The sequence below is a fragment of the Paenibacillus sp. S-38 genome (genome assembly GCF_049942825.1).
GTDB lineage: Bacteria > Bacillota > Bacilli > Paenibacillales > NBRC-103111 > Paenibacillus_G.
Genome location: NZ_CP187970.1, coordinates 3,584,423 through 3,599,346, shown reverse-complemented (window position 1 = coordinate 3,599,346; position 14,924 = coordinate 3,584,423). Strand labels below are relative to the sequence as shown.

Annotated in this window: 15 protein-coding genes; 6 read left to right on the top strand and 9 right to left on the bottom strand. The window is 58.1% G+C overall.

Features of this window, described 5'->3' with window-relative positions:
• Positions 1–9 precede the first annotated feature (9 nt).
• The 3 genes from ACP26L_RS16540 to ACP26L_RS16530 form a co-directional block, all read right to left on the bottom strand.
• Entirely contained in the window at positions 10–1,767 is a 1,758-nt protein-coding gene (locus ACP26L_RS16540) for a glycoside hydrolase family 13 protein (RefSeq protein WP_426454133.1), read from the bottom strand.
• Between the two features lie 374 nt (positions 1,768–2,141).
• Positions 2,142–2,537 (bottom strand): hypothetical protein, encoded by a 396-nt coding sequence (locus ACP26L_RS16535; protein ID WP_426454131.1) that lies wholly within the window; start codon positions 2,535–2,537, stop codon positions 2,142–2,144.
• Positions 2,538–2,769: 232 nt separating this feature from the next.
• Positions 2,770–3,585, bottom strand: a complete 816-nt coding sequence (locus ACP26L_RS16530) for an SDR family oxidoreductase (protein ID WP_426454129.1) — start codon at positions 3,583–3,585, stop codon at positions 2,770–2,772.
• A 251-nt stretch (positions 3,586–3,836) separates the two neighbouring features.
• On the opposite strand from ACP26L_RS16530, the gene udk reads away from it, so the two are divergent.
• Positions 3,837–4,451, top strand: coding sequence for a uridine kinase (gene udk / locus ACP26L_RS16525; RefSeq protein ID WP_426454128.1), 615 nt, complete (start codon positions 3,837–3,839; stop codon positions 4,449–4,451).
• Positions 4,452–4,799: 348 nt separating this feature from the next.
• On the opposite strand, the gene ACP26L_RS16520 is transcribed toward udk, so the two are convergent.
• From ACP26L_RS16520 to ACP26L_RS16505, 4 genes are all read right to left on the bottom strand, one after another.
• Positions 4,800–6,197, bottom strand: coding sequence for an MATE family efflux transporter (locus ACP26L_RS16520; RefSeq protein WP_426454126.1), 1,398 nt, complete (start codon positions 6,195–6,197; stop codon positions 4,800–4,802).
• A 290-nt stretch (positions 6,198–6,487) separates the two neighbouring features.
• Positions 6,488–8,002, bottom strand: coding sequence for a flotillin family protein (locus ACP26L_RS16515; protein ID WP_426454124.1), 1,515 nt, complete (start codon positions 8,000–8,002; stop codon positions 6,488–6,490).
• A gap of 88 nt (positions 8,003–8,090) precedes the next feature.
• Positions 8,091–8,639, bottom strand: coding sequence for a protease (locus ACP26L_RS16510; RefSeq protein WP_426454122.1), 549 nt, complete (start codon positions 8,637–8,639; stop codon positions 8,091–8,093).
• A gap of 538 nt (positions 8,640–9,177) precedes the next feature.
• Positions 9,178–9,987 (bottom strand): hypothetical protein, encoded by an 810-nt coding sequence (locus ACP26L_RS16505; RefSeq protein ID WP_426454120.1) that lies wholly within the window; start codon positions 9,985–9,987, stop codon positions 9,178–9,180.
• A 311-nt stretch (positions 9,988–10,298) separates the two neighbouring features.
• Here ACP26L_RS16505 and ACP26L_RS16500 point away from each other — a divergent pair, with 311 nt between their 5' ends.
• Positions 10,299–11,279 carry a YpdA family putative bacillithiol disulfide reductase gene (locus ACP26L_RS16500; protein ID WP_426454118.1) on the top strand — a complete coding sequence of 327 codons (981 nt, stop codon included), beginning with the start codon at positions 10,299–10,301 and terminating at the stop codon, positions 11,277–11,279.
• Between the two features lie 80 nt (positions 11,280–11,359).
• Here the strand turns inward: ACP26L_RS16500 and ACP26L_RS16495 are convergent, their stop codons facing one another.
• A complete protein-coding gene (locus tag ACP26L_RS16495; RefSeq protein WP_426454116.1) occupies positions 11,360–12,088 on the bottom strand; it encodes a phosphonate ABC transporter ATP-binding protein in 729 nt (242 codons plus the stop codon).
• A gap of 165 nt (positions 12,089–12,253) precedes the next feature.
• Here ACP26L_RS16495 and ACP26L_RS16490 point away from each other — a divergent pair, with 165 nt between their 5' ends.
• Positions 12,254–12,427 carry a hypothetical protein gene (locus ACP26L_RS16490; RefSeq protein WP_426454114.1) on the top strand — a complete coding sequence of 58 codons (174 nt, stop codon included), beginning with the start codon at positions 12,254–12,256 and terminating at the stop codon, positions 12,425–12,427.
• A gap of 181 nt (positions 12,428–12,608) precedes the next feature.
• Here ACP26L_RS16490 and ACP26L_RS16485 read toward each other — a convergent pair whose 3' ends face one another.
• Positions 12,609–12,776 (bottom strand): hypothetical protein, encoded by a 168-nt coding sequence (locus tag ACP26L_RS16485; RefSeq protein ID WP_426454112.1) that lies wholly within the window; start codon positions 12,774–12,776, stop codon positions 12,609–12,611.
• Between the two features lie 162 nt (positions 12,777–12,938).
• Between ACP26L_RS16485 and ACP26L_RS16480 the strand changes: the two genes are divergently transcribed.
• The 3 genes from ACP26L_RS16480 to ACP26L_RS16470 all read left to right on the top strand — a co-directional run bounded on the left by ACP26L_RS16480 (position 12,939) and on the right by ACP26L_RS16470 (position 14,856).
• Positions 12,939–13,109 (top strand): Spo0E family sporulation regulatory protein-aspartic acid phosphatase, encoded by a 171-nt coding sequence (locus ACP26L_RS16480; RefSeq protein ID WP_426454111.1) that lies wholly within the window; start codon positions 12,939–12,941, stop codon positions 13,107–13,109.
• Between the two features lie 186 nt (positions 13,110–13,295).
• Entirely contained in the window at positions 13,296–13,478 is a 183-nt protein-coding gene (locus tag ACP26L_RS16475) for a hypothetical protein (RefSeq protein WP_426454109.1), read from the top strand.
• A gap of 193 nt (positions 13,479–13,671) precedes the next feature.
• A complete protein-coding gene (locus ACP26L_RS16470; protein WP_426454107.1) occupies positions 13,672–14,856 on the top strand; it encodes a M20 family metallopeptidase in 1,185 nt (394 codons plus the stop codon).
• The last annotated feature ends 68 nt before the right edge of the window (positions 14,857–14,924 follow it).

The window sequence follows — 14,924 nt, the reverse complement described above, 5'->3', positions numbered from 1 at the left end:
CAGGACCCATTATACCGTGCCGGCGGAGGATTGAGAATGACTGAAAAAAGGTTGAGCAGCTTTCGTCAAGGTAAGTAAGTATACTCGGGACTCGTACGGCTGCAGCGGCAGTACCTCCGGCAGTACGCCGGTATCCGCCAGCTGGGCGGCCGGATTGCCGCTGTCCAGCAGCAGCTGGGCCTTGCACCCCGTAAGCTCTTCCGGCATGGAGCTCGCCGTGATGAGATCCGAGAAGCTGCAAACCACCAGCAGCGCTTCGTCTCCCAAGCGGCGCAGGTAAGCGAAGATCCGCTCGTCTTCCGGCAGCAGCAGCTCATAGGAGCCGTGAACGGCGACCGGGTAAGATTTGCGCAGGGCAATCAGGCGCCGGTAATGGTTCAGGATCGAATCTTCGTCGGCGATCTGCGCCTGAACGTTGATCTCGGTATAGTTCGGGTTCACCCCGATCCAAGGCGTGCCGGTTGTGAAGCCTGCGTTCTCTCCCGCATCCCACTGCATCGGCGTACGGGCGTTGTCGCGGCCCTGCGCTTCGACGGCGGCCAGAATCCTCTCTTCCGTCCAGCCCTCAGCCGAGGCGTCGCGGTGCAGGTTCATGATCTCCACGTCCCGATAATCGTCGATGGAGGCGAAGCTCACGTTCGTCATCCCGATCTCCTGGCCCTGATAGATGTATGGCGTGCCCTGCATGAGCATGTAGAGCGTCGCGAGCATTTTGGCCGAGGCGGCATGATGCTCCTTGTCATTGGCGAAACGGGAGACCGACCGCGGCACGTCGTGATTCTCGAGGAAGAGCGCATTCCAGCCGCGGTTCTCGAGGCCATTTTGCCACCGGGTCAGAATGTCCTTGAGGTCCGTCAGCTTCCAGTCCGGGTTGTAATCCCACTTCCCGCCCGGCCCGTGGTCCACCGACATATGCTCGAACTGAAACATCATGTTGAACACGCCGTTCTTCTCGCCCACGAAGTCCTCCGCCTGCTTGAGCTCGACGCCGTTGGCTTCCCCGACGGTCATGATGTCGTACTTGGCGAACGTCTCATCGCGCAGCTCGCGCAGGTAATCGAGGATGCCCTCCCGGTTGCGGTGGCCCTCCCACGAAGTGACATACTTCTTGCCGAGCGGGTTCGGCAGATCCGGCAGCGCCTGGATTTTTTTGATGTGCGTGATGGCGTCCACCCGGAAGCCGTCAATCCCTTTGTCCAGCCACCAGTTGATCATGTCATAGAGGCCGCGGCGCACCTTCTCGTTCTCCCAGTTGAGGTCCGGCTGACGCGTGGAGAACAGGTGCATGTAGTACTCGCCCGTCGTCTCGTCCAGCTGCCAGGCGGAGCCGCCGAAGATTGACTCCCAGTTGTTCGGCTCCTCCCCGGTTTTGCCCGGCGGTCTCCAGATGTAGTAATCGCGCTTCGGGTTATCCTTGGAGCTCCGGGATTCCAGGAACCACGGGTGCTCGTCGGAGGTGTGGTTGATGACGAGGTCCATAATGATCTTGATGCCGCGCTTGTGCGCTTCGGCCAGCAGCTCGTCGAACTGGGCCATCGTGCCGAATTCCTCCATGATGTCGCAGTAGTCGCTGATATCGTAGCCGTTATCGTCGTTCGGCGATTTGTAGATCGGGCAGATCCAGAGGACATCGACCCCGAGACCCTTCAGATAATCGAGCTTCGAGAGAATGCCGCTGAGGTCGCCGATGCCGTCCCCGTTGCCGTCCATGAAGCTGCGGGGATAAATTTGGTATACGACGCTTTCTTTCCACCATGTGGTTTTCATCTATATCAGATCTCCTTCGGATGCGGAATGGTTGAGTCTATGTACTTTCATGGTACCCCTGGTGAACGGCACACAACACCGACAGGATTGACCAAAAGGGTGTCGAAAATTGTTTAATCCAACCAATTACACCCAAAAAGGCATGGAATAAGCCCAGAAAACGTTCTTTATAACGAACAACACAAGGCATCGCCTGCCTCACTGATCCGTCCGTATGCAGAAGCGCATAGTCCGTCCGAATAAAGAAACACCCCGCAGCACACCTTCTTGTGTACTGCAGGGCCATAAGCGATACGACAATCCGGCTTGACGGGACACGGCATTGATCAGAGCCGCATAAGCAGCCCCTGCGGATTCCCGCGCTTCCGTCCGTCTTATTCGAACGCATCCATCCCGCCGTATTTGGAGATCGCACGGAGCAGGTCCTCATGCACCGGCAGAATGAACTGCGAGGGCCCCATATGGAAGATCCCGCTCCGGTTATGCACGTGGGCCTCCTTGACGTAAAAGCGGTAATGCTGCATGCCCTCCTGCATGTAGACCGTTTCGCTGGCGGTGGAGGAGCTTGCGCTGAGCCTCATCGGACGCGAACCGACCGGCACCTCGAAGGGCGTTATCGAGAGAATATCCTGAAGCTTGATATAAAAGTTTGCATGGGGCTTCTGGTAAATAAGCTCCTGGGTGGACACCGTCAGCCCGAAGTGCCTTTTCTTATGGGAAATCTTCAGTTCCCCCTGCATCGACTTGATCTGCATAAAATCATCATTCATCCGGCTTCCCTCCCCTTGGCAAGTCATGGGCGAACGCCTGCATGTGGTACGGGCCTTGGGCCCAGATGTCTCCCTGACCATGAAGAGAGCATACCATGTTTCAGAGGGGACACGCCACTTCGCGAAACCAGGGCAGATGAGGAATCGGATTCCAGCCGCTCCAAGGAGGCAGCGAAAACCAACTCTCTCGTCCGGCTGCCGGTCCAGATTCTTGATCCGCTGAGCCCCTGCCTTACAGCAGCGATTCCGCCCCGTCGATGAACAGCTCCGTGCCCGTAATATGGCTCGATGCCCCCGAGGCAAGGAACGCGACGAGCTCCCCCACCTGCTCCGGTTTGCCTGGACCGTGCTCAAGCGGCATGCTGCCTTCCGGGTACTGCACCGGAATCTTGATTTTGCGCAGCTCCGGCGTCGAATGTGTATTCTCCCCGATATGGGTCGTAATCGCCCCGGGGCAGATGACGTTGACGCGGATCTTATAGCGTGCGAGCTCCAGGGCCGCCATCTTGGCAAAAGCAACCTGTCCGGCCTTCGACGTGCTGTAGGCGGACATCCCGAAGTTCGAGAACACCCGCGAGCCGTTGATCGAGGAGGTGATGATGATGCTTCCCCCTTTTTCCTTCATATGGGGAATAGCATACTTCACGCTGAGGAACGTACCCTTCAGGTTCACGAACATCGTATGGTCCCAGTCCTCGGGCTTCATATCTTCGATCGGGGTCAGCACTCCGTTGATCCCGGCGTTGGCGAACACGATGTCGAGCCGCCCCCAGGCTTTGGCCGCCTCGTCGAACGCCCACTGTACCCGTACGGGGTCCGACAGATCCGCGTCCAGGGTGACCGCGTCCGCTTTCATGGCGGCAAGCTCCGCCTTCACCTGCTCCCTCCGCTCGTCCTTCAGATCCACGAGGACAAGCTTCGCGCCCTGCCGGCCAAGCTCGAGCGCCGCCGCCCTCCCGATTCCCGATCCGGCCCCGGTCACAACCGCCACTTTATCCTTGAGGTCCGGCAGCATCAGGCCCGGCACTTCTATCGTCTGCGTACTCAATGTATTATCGCTCCTTTAGGGGAGATTCCCGGAGATTGGGATGCACCGGATTATTTTGCCGAAAGCTTCGAAGAATATGTGACAAAAGAAAGACGCCCCGTACACCCTGGCTCACCGAGAAGCACGGCTTGGCGGCAGTGGGACTTTTGTCCTTACCGCGATTGTGCTACAATATCAAAATCAATCCGCAACAAGGGATTCACCGCATCAGCTGTTCATCGCATCAATCACCGGGAGGCTTCATCTTAACCATGCTCATTATTGGAATCGCCGGGGGAACGGGCTCCGGCAAAACAACGGTAGCCCGCTCGGTTATCGACCGTCTGGGTTCGAAGAAAGTTACTTTTATTTCCCAGGATAATTATTATAAAGATCACTCTCATCTTCTGCTGGAAGAGCGCGAGACGATCAACTATGACCATCCGCTGGCCTTCGACAACAGCCTGATGCTGGCGAACCTCAAGGCGCTGAAAAACGGCGATACCGTCCATGCGCCTGTCTACGACTTCGCCAACCATGCCCGCTTCGTGGACAAAACGGTTGAGCTGAAGCCCAACAAGATTGTCATCATCGAAGGGCTGCACGTGCTGTCGGACGAGCAGCTGCGCGAGATCCTCGACATCAAGGTGTTCGTGGATACGGACCCGGACGTCCGCATTCTCCGCCGGGTGCTGCGCGACATCAATGAACGCGGGCGCTCGATTCAATCGGTCTACGACCAGTACCTCGGTACGGTCAAGCCGATGCACGAGGCGTTCATCGAGCCGTCGAAGAAGTACGCCGACCTGATCATCCCGGAGGGCGGCCACAACGAGGTGGGTATCCAGCTCCTCTCGATTCTCACCGAGAAGTACCTTATGGCTTGATGCCTCGAGACTTCTCGAGAGTAGAGCGGGAACGGTTGACAGCAAGGTACATAACCGTCCGTCATACGAACCCCAAAAAACCATCTCCAGCGTCCAGTGGACAGCCGGGGATGGTTTTTTGGGATGTCTGAAAAACGGCACTGCAAAGAGGTGAGGATACTTACCCTCGGGCAGCTTTACGTACGCACTAGATGGCAAGACTTCCTCTGGCCTCCCCTTTCCCGCTCGGAGATGGAGAATAGGCCGGGCGGAGATGCAAGGATACACCTCCAAGCTGCCAGGCGGCCCCTGCGGCTCCACGCACGTGAGCGGACAAGCCGAACGGCTGTCTCTCGCCGTGCCTGCAAGCTACTCCACCCCTGGGGCGGCGGCAGGCTCCATCATCTTGGCTTGACGCCAATTACCCCACAAATAATACGCGGATGACAGCACGATTCCGATGCCGAACCCGACCGGAAAGCTCCACCACAACGCCTCCAGCCCGTACGCGTACCCGAGATAGTAGGCGAGGGGAACTCGGAAGCACCAAAGAGCCAGGAACGTGGTCAGCATGGGGATCATCACCGCTCCCGTCGCCCGTACGACCCCGGACACGACGAAGGTGATTCCAAAGAGGATGAACGCCCACAGCGTAATATGGTTGATCGTCATGCCGATGGCGATCGCCGCCTCGTCTTGGAGGAACAGCTCCAGCGCCTGCCTGTTGAACAGGTAGATCACACCGACCAGTGCACCGGTCATCACGAAGTTGAACAGGATCCCGAGCAGGGTCGTCTTGTGAACGCGGTCCCACTTGCCGGCCCCCACATTCTGCGCGGCCAGCGTCGACACCGCTCCGCCGATCGCCATCGCCGGCATCTGCACATAGCTCGAGATCTGCATGGCCGCCCCGAAGGCCGCCGTCGCCACGGAGCCGAACGAGTTCACAAGCTGGACGATGGCGATCGCACTGGTCGAGACGATCATCATCTGCAGGCCCATCGGAATGCCCTTCTTGACCAGCGCGGCCACGATCTGCGGATCGAAGCGCAGCAGATGCCGGTCGGCCGCCGTGAGACGCAGGAAATGCTCGCGTCGGTACAGGTGCCACAGCAGTCCGATGAGCGCCGTGAGCTGGGCGATGACCGAGGCCAGGGCGGCACCGGCCGTCTCCATCCGCGGCAGGGGCCCTAGCCCAAAGATGAATACGGGATTGAGCACGATGTCGAGTACCGTGGAGAGCAGCAGGAAGTAGAACGGCGTCTTGGCGTTACCTGCTCCGCGGAGAATCATCATAATGAAGTTGTAGAAGAACATAAACGGCACGCCGAGAAAAATGATCCTCAGGTAGGCCGTCGCATACGGCATCGCATCCGCCGGTGTGCTCATCCCCCGGAGTATCGCTTCCGAGAACACCATGCCGATCAAGGTGATCACGATCGAAAGGGAGGTGAAGAACAGCGCGCTCGTACCGACGACCCGCTTCGCCTGCGCCTCATCCCCTGCTCCGATGCTTTGTCCGATCAGAATCGTAGACGCCATGCCGATGCCGAATACGAGACTGAGCAGGAAAAACATAATGTTATTCGCATTCGAAGTCGCCGCGAAAGCGCTCTCTCCAAGATAGTTGCCAACCCAGATCGAGTTGATCGTCCCGTTCAGCGACTGAAGCACGTTGCCCATGAGCACCGGCAGCGAGAACAGCAGCAGGTTACGGCCGATCGGTCCCTCGGTGAGATTGGCCTTCGCCGGCAATGCCTTTGACATCATCGTCCCTCCCCGTTATAACGCACACTGCCGGTTGTCATCTTTTGCAGGACAGGCAGTTCGGTTCTGCTTCCTATGTAAAACGTTTCATTACTAAACCAATTATAAACCCGCCGAATCTCCGATGACAAATGCTTACCCATTTTCCCCGCAGCAAGAACACCCTTCAACAAAGAAAAGCTCCCTCTGTGCAGAGGAAGCTTTCGGACGGAAACCAACCGGGTTCCAGCCACGCCATGATTACCGTTCCAGCCTGTGGAGTCAAGCCGGACCGGGCTATTCCTGACCGTTTATTCCTGCCCGTTCCCGCCGCTGCCGCGGGTGCCAGCAGACGGCTGGGACTCCGCCGTCTGGCCCGCCCGCCGGGTCAGCCCCTTCATGAGCTGCTCCACGTCGATGCCGCTGACGCTCTTCAGCATCTCGGGCGCTGTCGCCATCAGCTGGGTCACGTAGTTGCTGACCCGTGCCGCGCCTTCGCCATGCCCCGTATCGACGACCGTCAGCTTGTCGATCGCTGCGATCGGCGAAGCCACCCGCTCGGCGAGCTCCGGCAGCATCTTCACGATGATGTCGAGCACGGCCGCTTCGCCGAACTTCTCGAACGCCTCGGCAAGCTTCTGCTTCGCTTCCGCCTCGGCGAGACCGCGCAGCCGGATGACCTCCGCTTCGGCGGTACCCTTGGCCCGCTCGGCGTCCGCCACCGCCAGGCCCTCGAGCCGCTTCTGCTCCGCATTCGCCTTCGCCTCCGCTTCGATGCGGTACTGCCTGGCATCCGCTTCGGCGAACTGCCTCGCCTTGTCGGCTTCCGCCGCCTGGACGACCGCATAGCGGTCGGCATCCGCCTTCTTCTTGACCTCGGCGTCATACTGCTTCTCGCGGCGCAGAATTTCCTTCGTCTCGAGGTCGATCTCCCGCTCCTTGCGCACGAGCTCGACGCGCATCTGTTCTTCGACCACGCTCTGTTTCGCGCGGGCTTCCTGGATATGGTAAGCCTGATCCGCTTCGGCGCGGGCCATATCCTGGTCCTTTTTGAACGAGGCGACCTTGAGCTCCTTCTCCTTGGACGCTTCGGCGATATTCGTATCGCGCAGCAGCTCCGCCTTCTGGCCCTCTTCCTCGGCCTGTGCCTTCTGGATCCGCGCATCCCGCACCGCCTGAGCCTCCGCAATCTCCGCATCCCGCTTCACAGCGGCAATCCGCGGCTTCCCGAGCGCCTCGAGATAGCCCTGCTTGTCACGGACGTCCTTGATCGTGAAGGAGACGATCTGCAGCCCCATCTTCTTAAGATCCTTGGCCGCGACGCCCTGCACCTCCTGGGCGAATCGGTCGCGGTTGCGGTACACTTCCTCCACCGTCATCGTCCCCAGGATCGCTCTCAGGTGTCCCTCGAGCACCTCCTGGGCCTCCGCACGGAGCGCTTCCGTCGGCTTGCCCATGAACTGCTCGGCAGCCGTGGCGACATCCTCCACGGACCCGCCGATCTTGATGATCGCCACGCCGTCGGCAAGCACCGGCACCCCCTGCTCGGTGTACACCTCCGGCGTCGAGATGTCGAGTTTATGCGACAGCAGGGAGAGAAACTCCGCCTGCTGGAATACCGGCAGGATGAAGGAGCCGCCTCCGCGTACAATCTTGATCTTCCGTCCCGTATCGTCTGTCAGCACATGCTTCGTGCCCAGGAAAGAACCCGTGACAATCATCGCCTCGTCGGGCGATACTGTCTTGTATCTCGCCCAGAAGGCAAGCCCGAGTACAATAATCACACCAACGACGATCGCAGGCACCAATACCGCATCCATTGCCATTCCACCACTCCTCGTTCAGTTGGAATTAGAGCCATTCGTTTGCATCATGAAAGATGATGAGTAAGTATTACAAAGCGTGTCAAGCAGACTAAGGATCGAGTCCCGGCTCATCCGTATCGAGCGCCGTCACCATCAGCACCCCGCAGATCACTTCCACGGTGACCACGCGCTTGCCCCAAGGAATCTCGCTTCCGTCGTAGCTCTCCGCAATCTGGTTCGTCAGCCCTCCGCCGATGCGCAGCACCACTTCCCCGCTGCCGGCCGCCGGAATCGGAATAGTCACCTCACCGATCCTGCCGACGAGTTCGTCCATAGAGAAGCCCAGCGACTGCTCCGTGTTCTCCATCGGCTTGATATAGAGCAGGTAGATCAGAACACAGGAGAAGACCGCCGCCAGTACGCCCAGTCCCAAGACCATGCCTGCCGTGAACGCCGTATACTTCGTAAGCAGAATGCCCGCTCCTCCGAGCACGGTAATGCCGCTGAACAGCACCATCGGCTGCAGCGCATGAAGCACGTCGCCCGACATCCAGTCGAACATCCCGCCCAGAGCACTGCCGAGCAGATCCCCGAAGAGCACGGTAACCAACGCGAAGAGCACGCCTGTAATGAGCAGGCCCCAGTACACCTCCAGCATCGCAACTCACCTCCTTCTGACGTATTCCCGGCAGTCCGCCCACCGCAGCGGGATACGCAGACCGCTGTTCCCTTCCCGTTTATGTACGTCTGCGGAAAATGGGATGACATAGAATAATACGGAAGAAATAGTAATAATGTTGCATAATTTCCTCTAGAATCCATAATTTTGTCTAAAAAGTGCCTGGAAGCGCAAAAAAAGACAGTCCTTCACCCTTAGGACTGTCTTATAACCCCAAATGACTCTTTGCACGTATTAAAGTATTCGCGCCCAGCCTTGAATTTTCACTTCGGAAGCATTTGAATCGAAAAGGGAGGCCGTAAAAAGAAGTTGACTTTTGGTCTGTTGCTTTGGTCTGCAGCTTTGGTCTGCAGCTTTGGTCTGTTGCTTGGTATGTAGCTTTGGTCTGTTGCTTTCGTCTGCTGCTTCTGTCCGCAGCTGCTGTCTGCAGCTTTGGTCTGCGGCTGCTGTCTCTAGCTGCTGTCTGTAGCTTTGGCTAGCGGCGGCTGTAGCAGCGACCTTCCCCCTACGCCTCCCCCTATTTACGCCGCAGCGCCAGCATCTGGTACACCTCGCGGGAGTCTCCCTTAAGCGCTACCTGCCTGCTTCTCATCTGTGACGATCCGTCCCCGTCGAGGAAGATGCCGTCCACGAGCTGTCCCGGCGCAATGACCTCGAGCACCGCAGCGCGGAACTCGGGCACCGTGCAGGGCTGATCCGACACGAGCAGCCACAGGTTGTTCATCCTGTCATAGACGGCGCCGGAACGAAGCCTTGCCTCCCCGAAGGCCGGCATGTCCTCCTTCTTAGCCTGGTCGGCCCACTGCGCGCCGGCACCGAGCGACATGCTCACGCCGCCCTGGGCCCAATACCGGCTGCGGTCCGTAACCTGAAGCTGGTTGGCGCCCTCCACCACCTGAACGGAGAATCGTCCGGCGGCTTCGTCCCAGACCAGCGTCCCCTTGGGGTAATCGATGTTCGTCCAGCCGGAGCCATATTCATGCGGCACCCCGCGGATCGGCATGTCGTTCATCACGGCGATGCTGAGCAGATCCCCGTTCCAGAAGAAGCCTCCGTTGATGCCGAACTCTTCCGTCCTCGTTACGTTCGAGCGGATAGGCTTCAGCACGATATTGTCCGGTACCGTCCGCATGGCATGCAGCTTCACACCATTCGCCGCTTTGTAGGTCGAGTAGGTGTAATGGCGGGACGGATTGTGAAACAGCGGCATATCGCTCAGGGCTCCTATCATAAGCGACAGGATAAGACCGAGCAGGAATCCCAGCAGCAGAAGCTGCCCCCTGCGTTTGGTCAGGGCGGGAAGCCGGTTTTTGAGTACAATGAACATGCTTCTTGCCTCCTTCGAAGACGGGCGCATCGGTAGGCCGCGGGCGCAGCCCATGAATCCCCGATTCTATCTCTTATCTCTATATTCTATTTCTACATTCTATCTCTATATTCTATCTTTATTCCTTTTCTCGCATTCTATTCCTATGAATCTTCCGGATACTTGAGGTTTAGGAAGAGTCCACCCGCTGCCCCAACTCCTCTTCCGGTCAGGCAGGACTGGCATCCTCCTCCGGCTTGCAGTACTATAGGGAGATACATGAGGCGGGAGCATGCATCCCGCCCTCAAGAGAAGCTAACGAGGTGTTGACTATGCAGGACGTTATCGTGATCGGTGCCGGCCCCTGCGGCTTATCGGCCGCACTGGAGCTGCAGAGACGAGGGCTGAAGCCCGTCATCATTGAAAAAGAGTGCGTCGCGCGCTCCATCTATCTGTATCCAACCTATATGACCTTCTTCAGCACCCCGGAGCTGCTGGAGATCGGCGGCTATCCCTTCCCTACGCCGAATGAGAAGCCGACCCGCCTGGAGGCGCTGACCTACTATCGGACCGTGGCCCAGCGCAGCGGCATCGAGATCCGGCCTTACCAGAGCGTAACCGGCATCCAGCCGCTGCCCGGAGGCGGCTTCGAGCTTACGGTGCAGACAGGCTCCGGCGCTGTCCATACCGTACGCACTCGATATACCGTTGTGGCAACGGGGTACTTCGATCATCCGAATCTGCTCGGTATCCCCGGCGAAGAACTGCCGAAGGTTACCCATTATTACAGGGAAGCCCATCCGTACAGCGGAACGCGTACCGTGGTCATCGGAGGCAGCAACTCGGCGATCGACGCCGCCATGGATCTGCTCAAGGTCGGGGCCGAGGTGACAGTGGTCTACAGGGGAGAAGCTTACTCCCCCTCCATCAAGCCATGGGTGCTCCCGATCTTTGACAGCATGGTGGCCAAAGGAAAGATCCGGATGCACTTCGGCTCCCGGGTCACCGCTATTGCAGAGGACTCCGTGACCGTCACGGGCAGGGAAGGAAGCTTCGAGCTTCCAAATGACTTTGTGCTGGCCCTGACAGGCTTCCGGCCGGACCGTGCCCTGCTCACCGGAGCCGGAGCGGCCCTGCGGGCAGCCGACGGATGTCCGGAGCATGATCCGGAGACGATGGAGACGACGGTGCCCGGGCTTTTCATTGCGGGCGTAGCCGCCTCAGGCTCCAACGCCAACGAGGTGTTCATCGAGACCGGACGCCTGCACGGCAGACGGATCGCGGAGTATTTGGTTCCAGGCGTTGTATCCTAACCCAAACAGGCCGGAGAGTTTATCGCTCGCCGGCCTGTTTTCTTCATGTCCGTATGAAACTGATATCGATAAGTGCCCGGTTAAAAAATAAGCTCCTTCTCCCGCTGCGTCAGCCGGCGTCCTGCGATATCGACCACCAGCCTGCCTCCCGACAGCCCCCAGATGCGCGAGCCGTATTGCTCCGCAAGCTCGATCTGGTGCAGCGAGCAGAACACGAGCAGCTTGTGCTTGCGGCAGATGCTCTGCAGGTCTTCCATCACCCGGCTCGCCGCTTCCGGATCGAGGCCCGATACGGGCTCATCTGCGAAGATAACCCGCGCTCCCTTGATCATGGCCTTGCAGACAGCGACCCGTTGCTTCTCCCCGCCGCTGAGCTTCTCCACCGGCTCATGCGCCTTATCGAGCAGGCCGACCCGGTCCAGGTAATCCATGGCCTCCAAATGGTCGTCCTCCGACACCGTGCCGGTAAGAAAGCGCACCCAGGATTTTCGGAAGAGCAGCGCACTCAGCACGTTCTTCAGAGCGGATTTTTTCGGATTCAGCTTCGGCTTCTCCTCAAGGTATGCCCACTGCTTGCGCAGCTTGAATTTCTCACTGAATCCCGCCTTCGTAATATCGTTCCCCTCATAAATATACTGCCCCTCGTCCCACTTCTCCTGGAGCATCAGGCAGCGGAACAAGGTCGTCTTCCCGCTCCCGCTCGCTCCGAGCAGTGTAACCAGCTCTCCTTCATCGGCCTGGAAGCTCAGCCGCTGCAGCACGCGCGAATCCGGCGGAAAGCTCTTGCTTAAGTTGCGTACGATGATCATGCGCCAAGCTCCTTCTTATGTAAGCGGTGCCTGTCCGGTCTCTGGATTCCAGCAGCCGTACCCCGCACCTGTTTCTTTTACTATACCAAACCCCCCACATAAAAACCACAATTCGGCACATCCTATTGAAGTCTTGGACTACCTATTCGGGGAGGAGGTGCCGCCATGAAACATCAACTGGTTAAGCTGGTCTGCGAGCAGGCCGGCATCACGGAGGGCCAGGCGGACGAAGCGGTGGATGCGGTCGTCGGGTATTTCCGGACACGTCTTCCGGCCGAGCTCGCCGAGGAGCTGCATAACCTGGCCCAAGGGCATAACAGCGACGTCAACGAGGAATAGTCTGACGCAAGTTGCTTCAGCGGTAATTCCGGAAGTGCAGCGGGGCTTCGGGGATTGCCGCTTCCTTACGATTGGGGGCTTGGAACCTTGCCGTGCCATATACAACGGAACGCCAAGAACCGCCGGGCGGATTGCCGGGCGGTTGGCCAGATGATTCTGCTCACTTCCATGGCCATACGGATTACTGCGGATTCGTTTCCTTCTGAATCTCATTCAGACTCGGAGGACGCTGTGCCGCTTTGTCGGCATGCATGATCGCTTCCTCTTCGGTGAATTTGTTTTCCTTGAAATTCGGATTGTTTCGCGTATTCGCCTTCGCACTATCCACCATCGGTCCGTTCACCTCCATTTTGCTAATATGCCGCTCTCCTCCTCCTTCTATTCCATCTGCACAAATATGTCACAAAATTTTTATAAGTCTTCGACAGGGATTTACAAAAATCCCAAACGGTATAGATTATAATAAAATAAATTCATCGTAACTATGTTCTAGAATTGGGGTAAGATGAGGATGGAAGAACAGGAACTCAAACGCCACTTGGAGCAGATGCAGCATCAGCTCTACAGGCTGGTGGAACAAATAGGCAGCTTTGTCGATCCCCAAGTGGTCGAGTTGAGCCAAGAGATCGATGACGTGGTACTGGGTATCCAGCGGCTGCGGATGAAGGAAAAAGTCGAATAAGCGGAGGCCATTTTTCCCCCCGAAAAATGAGCCTCTTTTTTTATTCTCCGCTTGCTAAATGTTACATGATATGTTATATTAAAACCAAGGAAAATCAAGGGTTTTCCTCACAACAGACTCCCAAAACTCTCAATTTTTTTTCGATACAAAACCTTGGCCACAACCATTCAGAAGGAGCGATGCGACATGACTCACGAAGTTCGCGAATCCCAAGAGAAGAAGATTTCCGTTGAGCTTACGCTGAACGAGGCCCTGGCCCTGACCGGTACCCGCTTCCCTCAGAATCACCAGCTGGAAGTCGATGCGATGCACAAGATCAAGAAGCAGCTGGAAGAGCAGATCATTGACGCCCGCCGCAACCTTCAGTAAGATCGCAGCGTATACCGCTCAGAGAATGCCAGTTACACCAGTTTCAAAATGAACACCCCAAGGCCCGAGGGTTTATTCCTGAAGGCCTTTTTTGTTTGCGTTTTCATCGCAGCTTCCATACTTTGCAACGCCTGCAGCCTTTGCCTATAATGAAAGGATAGCGCACGAGGATCAGGAAGGACGGAAGGAAACCATGAAAGAACATATCATCACGACCATCGACGCCCATGCCGGCGAGCTGACCGGCATCTCCCGTTATATCGGCGACAATCCGGAGCTCGGGCATGAAGAATGGAAAGCGTCCGCCCGCCTGGTAGAGGCGCTGAAGAACAGCGGTTTCGAGGTCCAAGCCCCCGTGCTGGATCTGCCGACAGCGTTCCTTGGTACATACCGCGCCGCTAAGCCCGGGCCGACCGTAGCGTTCCTGTGTGAATATGACGCCCTGCCGGAGATCGGCCATGCCTGCGGCCACCATCTGATCTGCGTCATGGGTCTTGGAGCGGCCGTCGGGCTCAAGAGCGTCATCGACGACATTGGCGGCGAGATCCGCGTCTACGGTACTCCGGCTGAAGAAACCAAGGGAGCCAAAGTCACGATGGCCGCCGCAGGCCTGTTCGATGACGTGGACGTCGCTCTGATGGCCCACCCCTACTATGCTTACGAGAAATCCGGCGAGTCGCTCGCCATGGATGCGATCCGCTTCGAGTACACCGGCAAGGCGGCTCACGCCGCTGCAAGCCCGTACGAAGGCGTCAACGCGCTGGACGCCGTGCTGCTCCTCTTTCAGTCCATCGGTGCCTTGAGACAGCAGCTGCGCAGCCATGCCCGTATCCACGGCATCATCACGCACGGCGGCAAAGCCCCGAATATCATTCCGGACTATGCCGCGGCGGAATTTTATATCCGTTCGGCGAACCGACCGTATACCGACGAGGTCGTACAGAAAGTGCTCCGCTGCGCTGAAGGAGCGGCACTTCAGACCGGAGCGGAACTGAAGTGGTCCAATTACGAATACTCCTACGACGAGCTGAACACCAACGAAGTCCTCTCCGCTGCGTTCACGGCCAACCTGGTTGCGATGGGCGTACCGGAGAGCGAGATCGGCACCGGCCAGGACCACGGGTCGCTGGACCTCGGCAACGTGTCGCGTCACTGTCCGGCGATCCACCCCTACATTAAGGTTGTCGACGAGCGCCATCTGCTGCACACGGTCGAATTCCGCGACCTGGCGATGCAGCCGCGCGCCTTCGAGGGCATGCTTCTCGGTGCTAAGGTGCTGGCTCAGACGGCCTATGACGTGATCACTGACCCTGCCCTGCTCTCCGCGGTCCGGGAAGAGTTTGCCCGCAAGGTCAAGGGGGCTGCGCACGCCGGCTAAACCGGATGCACCTTACAGCCGGCCCCTTGATATGCGGCTGTGCAGCAGCAGGCTTTATTACGGCCCAA

Coding starts and splice junctions, on each gene's coding strand:
- ACP26L_RS16540 (WP_426454133.1), bottom strand. CDS start 1,767: ATGAAAACCACATGGTGGAAAGAAAGCGTCGTATACCAAATTTATCCC.
- ACP26L_RS16535 (WP_426454131.1), bottom strand. CDS start 2,537: ATGAATGATGATTTTATGCAGATCAAGTCGATGCAGGGGGAACTGAAG.
- udk (WP_426454128.1), top strand. CDS start 3,837: ATGCTCATTATTGGAATCGCCGGGGGAACGGGCTCCGGCAAAACAACG.
- ACP26L_RS16520 (WP_426454126.1), bottom strand. CDS start 6,197: ATGTCAAAGGCATTGCCGGCGAAGGCCAATCTCACCGAGGGACCGATC.
- ACP26L_RS16515 (WP_426454124.1), bottom strand. CDS start 8,002: ATGGCAATGGATGCGGTATTGGTGCCTGCGATCGTCGTTGGTGTGATT.
- ACP26L_RS16510 (WP_426454122.1), bottom strand. CDS start 8,639: ATGCTGGAGGTGTACTGGGGCCTGCTCATTACAGGCGTGCTCTTCGCG.
- ACP26L_RS16505 (WP_426454120.1), bottom strand. CDS start 9,987: ATGTTCATTGTACTCAAAAACCGGCTTCCCGCCCTGACCAAACGCAGG.
- ACP26L_RS16500 (WP_426454118.1), top strand. CDS start 10,299: ATGCAGGACGTTATCGTGATCGGTGCCGGCCCCTGCGGCTTATCGGCC.
- ACP26L_RS16495 (WP_426454116.1), bottom strand. CDS start 12,088: ATGATCATCGTACGCAACTTAAGCAAGAGCTTTCCGCCGGATTCGCGC.
- ACP26L_RS16490 (WP_426454114.1), top strand. CDS start 12,254: ATGAAACATCAACTGGTTAAGCTGGTCTGCGAGCAGGCCGGCATCACG.
- ACP26L_RS16485 (WP_426454112.1), bottom strand. CDS start 12,776: ATGGAGGTGAACGGACCGATGGTGGATAGTGCGAAGGCGAATACGCGA.
- ACP26L_RS16480 (WP_426454111.1), top strand. CDS start 12,939: ATGGAAGAACAGGAACTCAAACGCCACTTGGAGCAGATGCAGCATCAG.
- ACP26L_RS16475 (WP_426454109.1), top strand. CDS start 13,296: ATGACTCACGAAGTTCGCGAATCCCAAGAGAAGAAGATTTCCGTTGAG.
- ACP26L_RS16470 (WP_426454107.1), top strand. CDS start 13,672: ATGAAAGAACATATCATCACGACCATCGACGCCCATGCCGGCGAGCTG.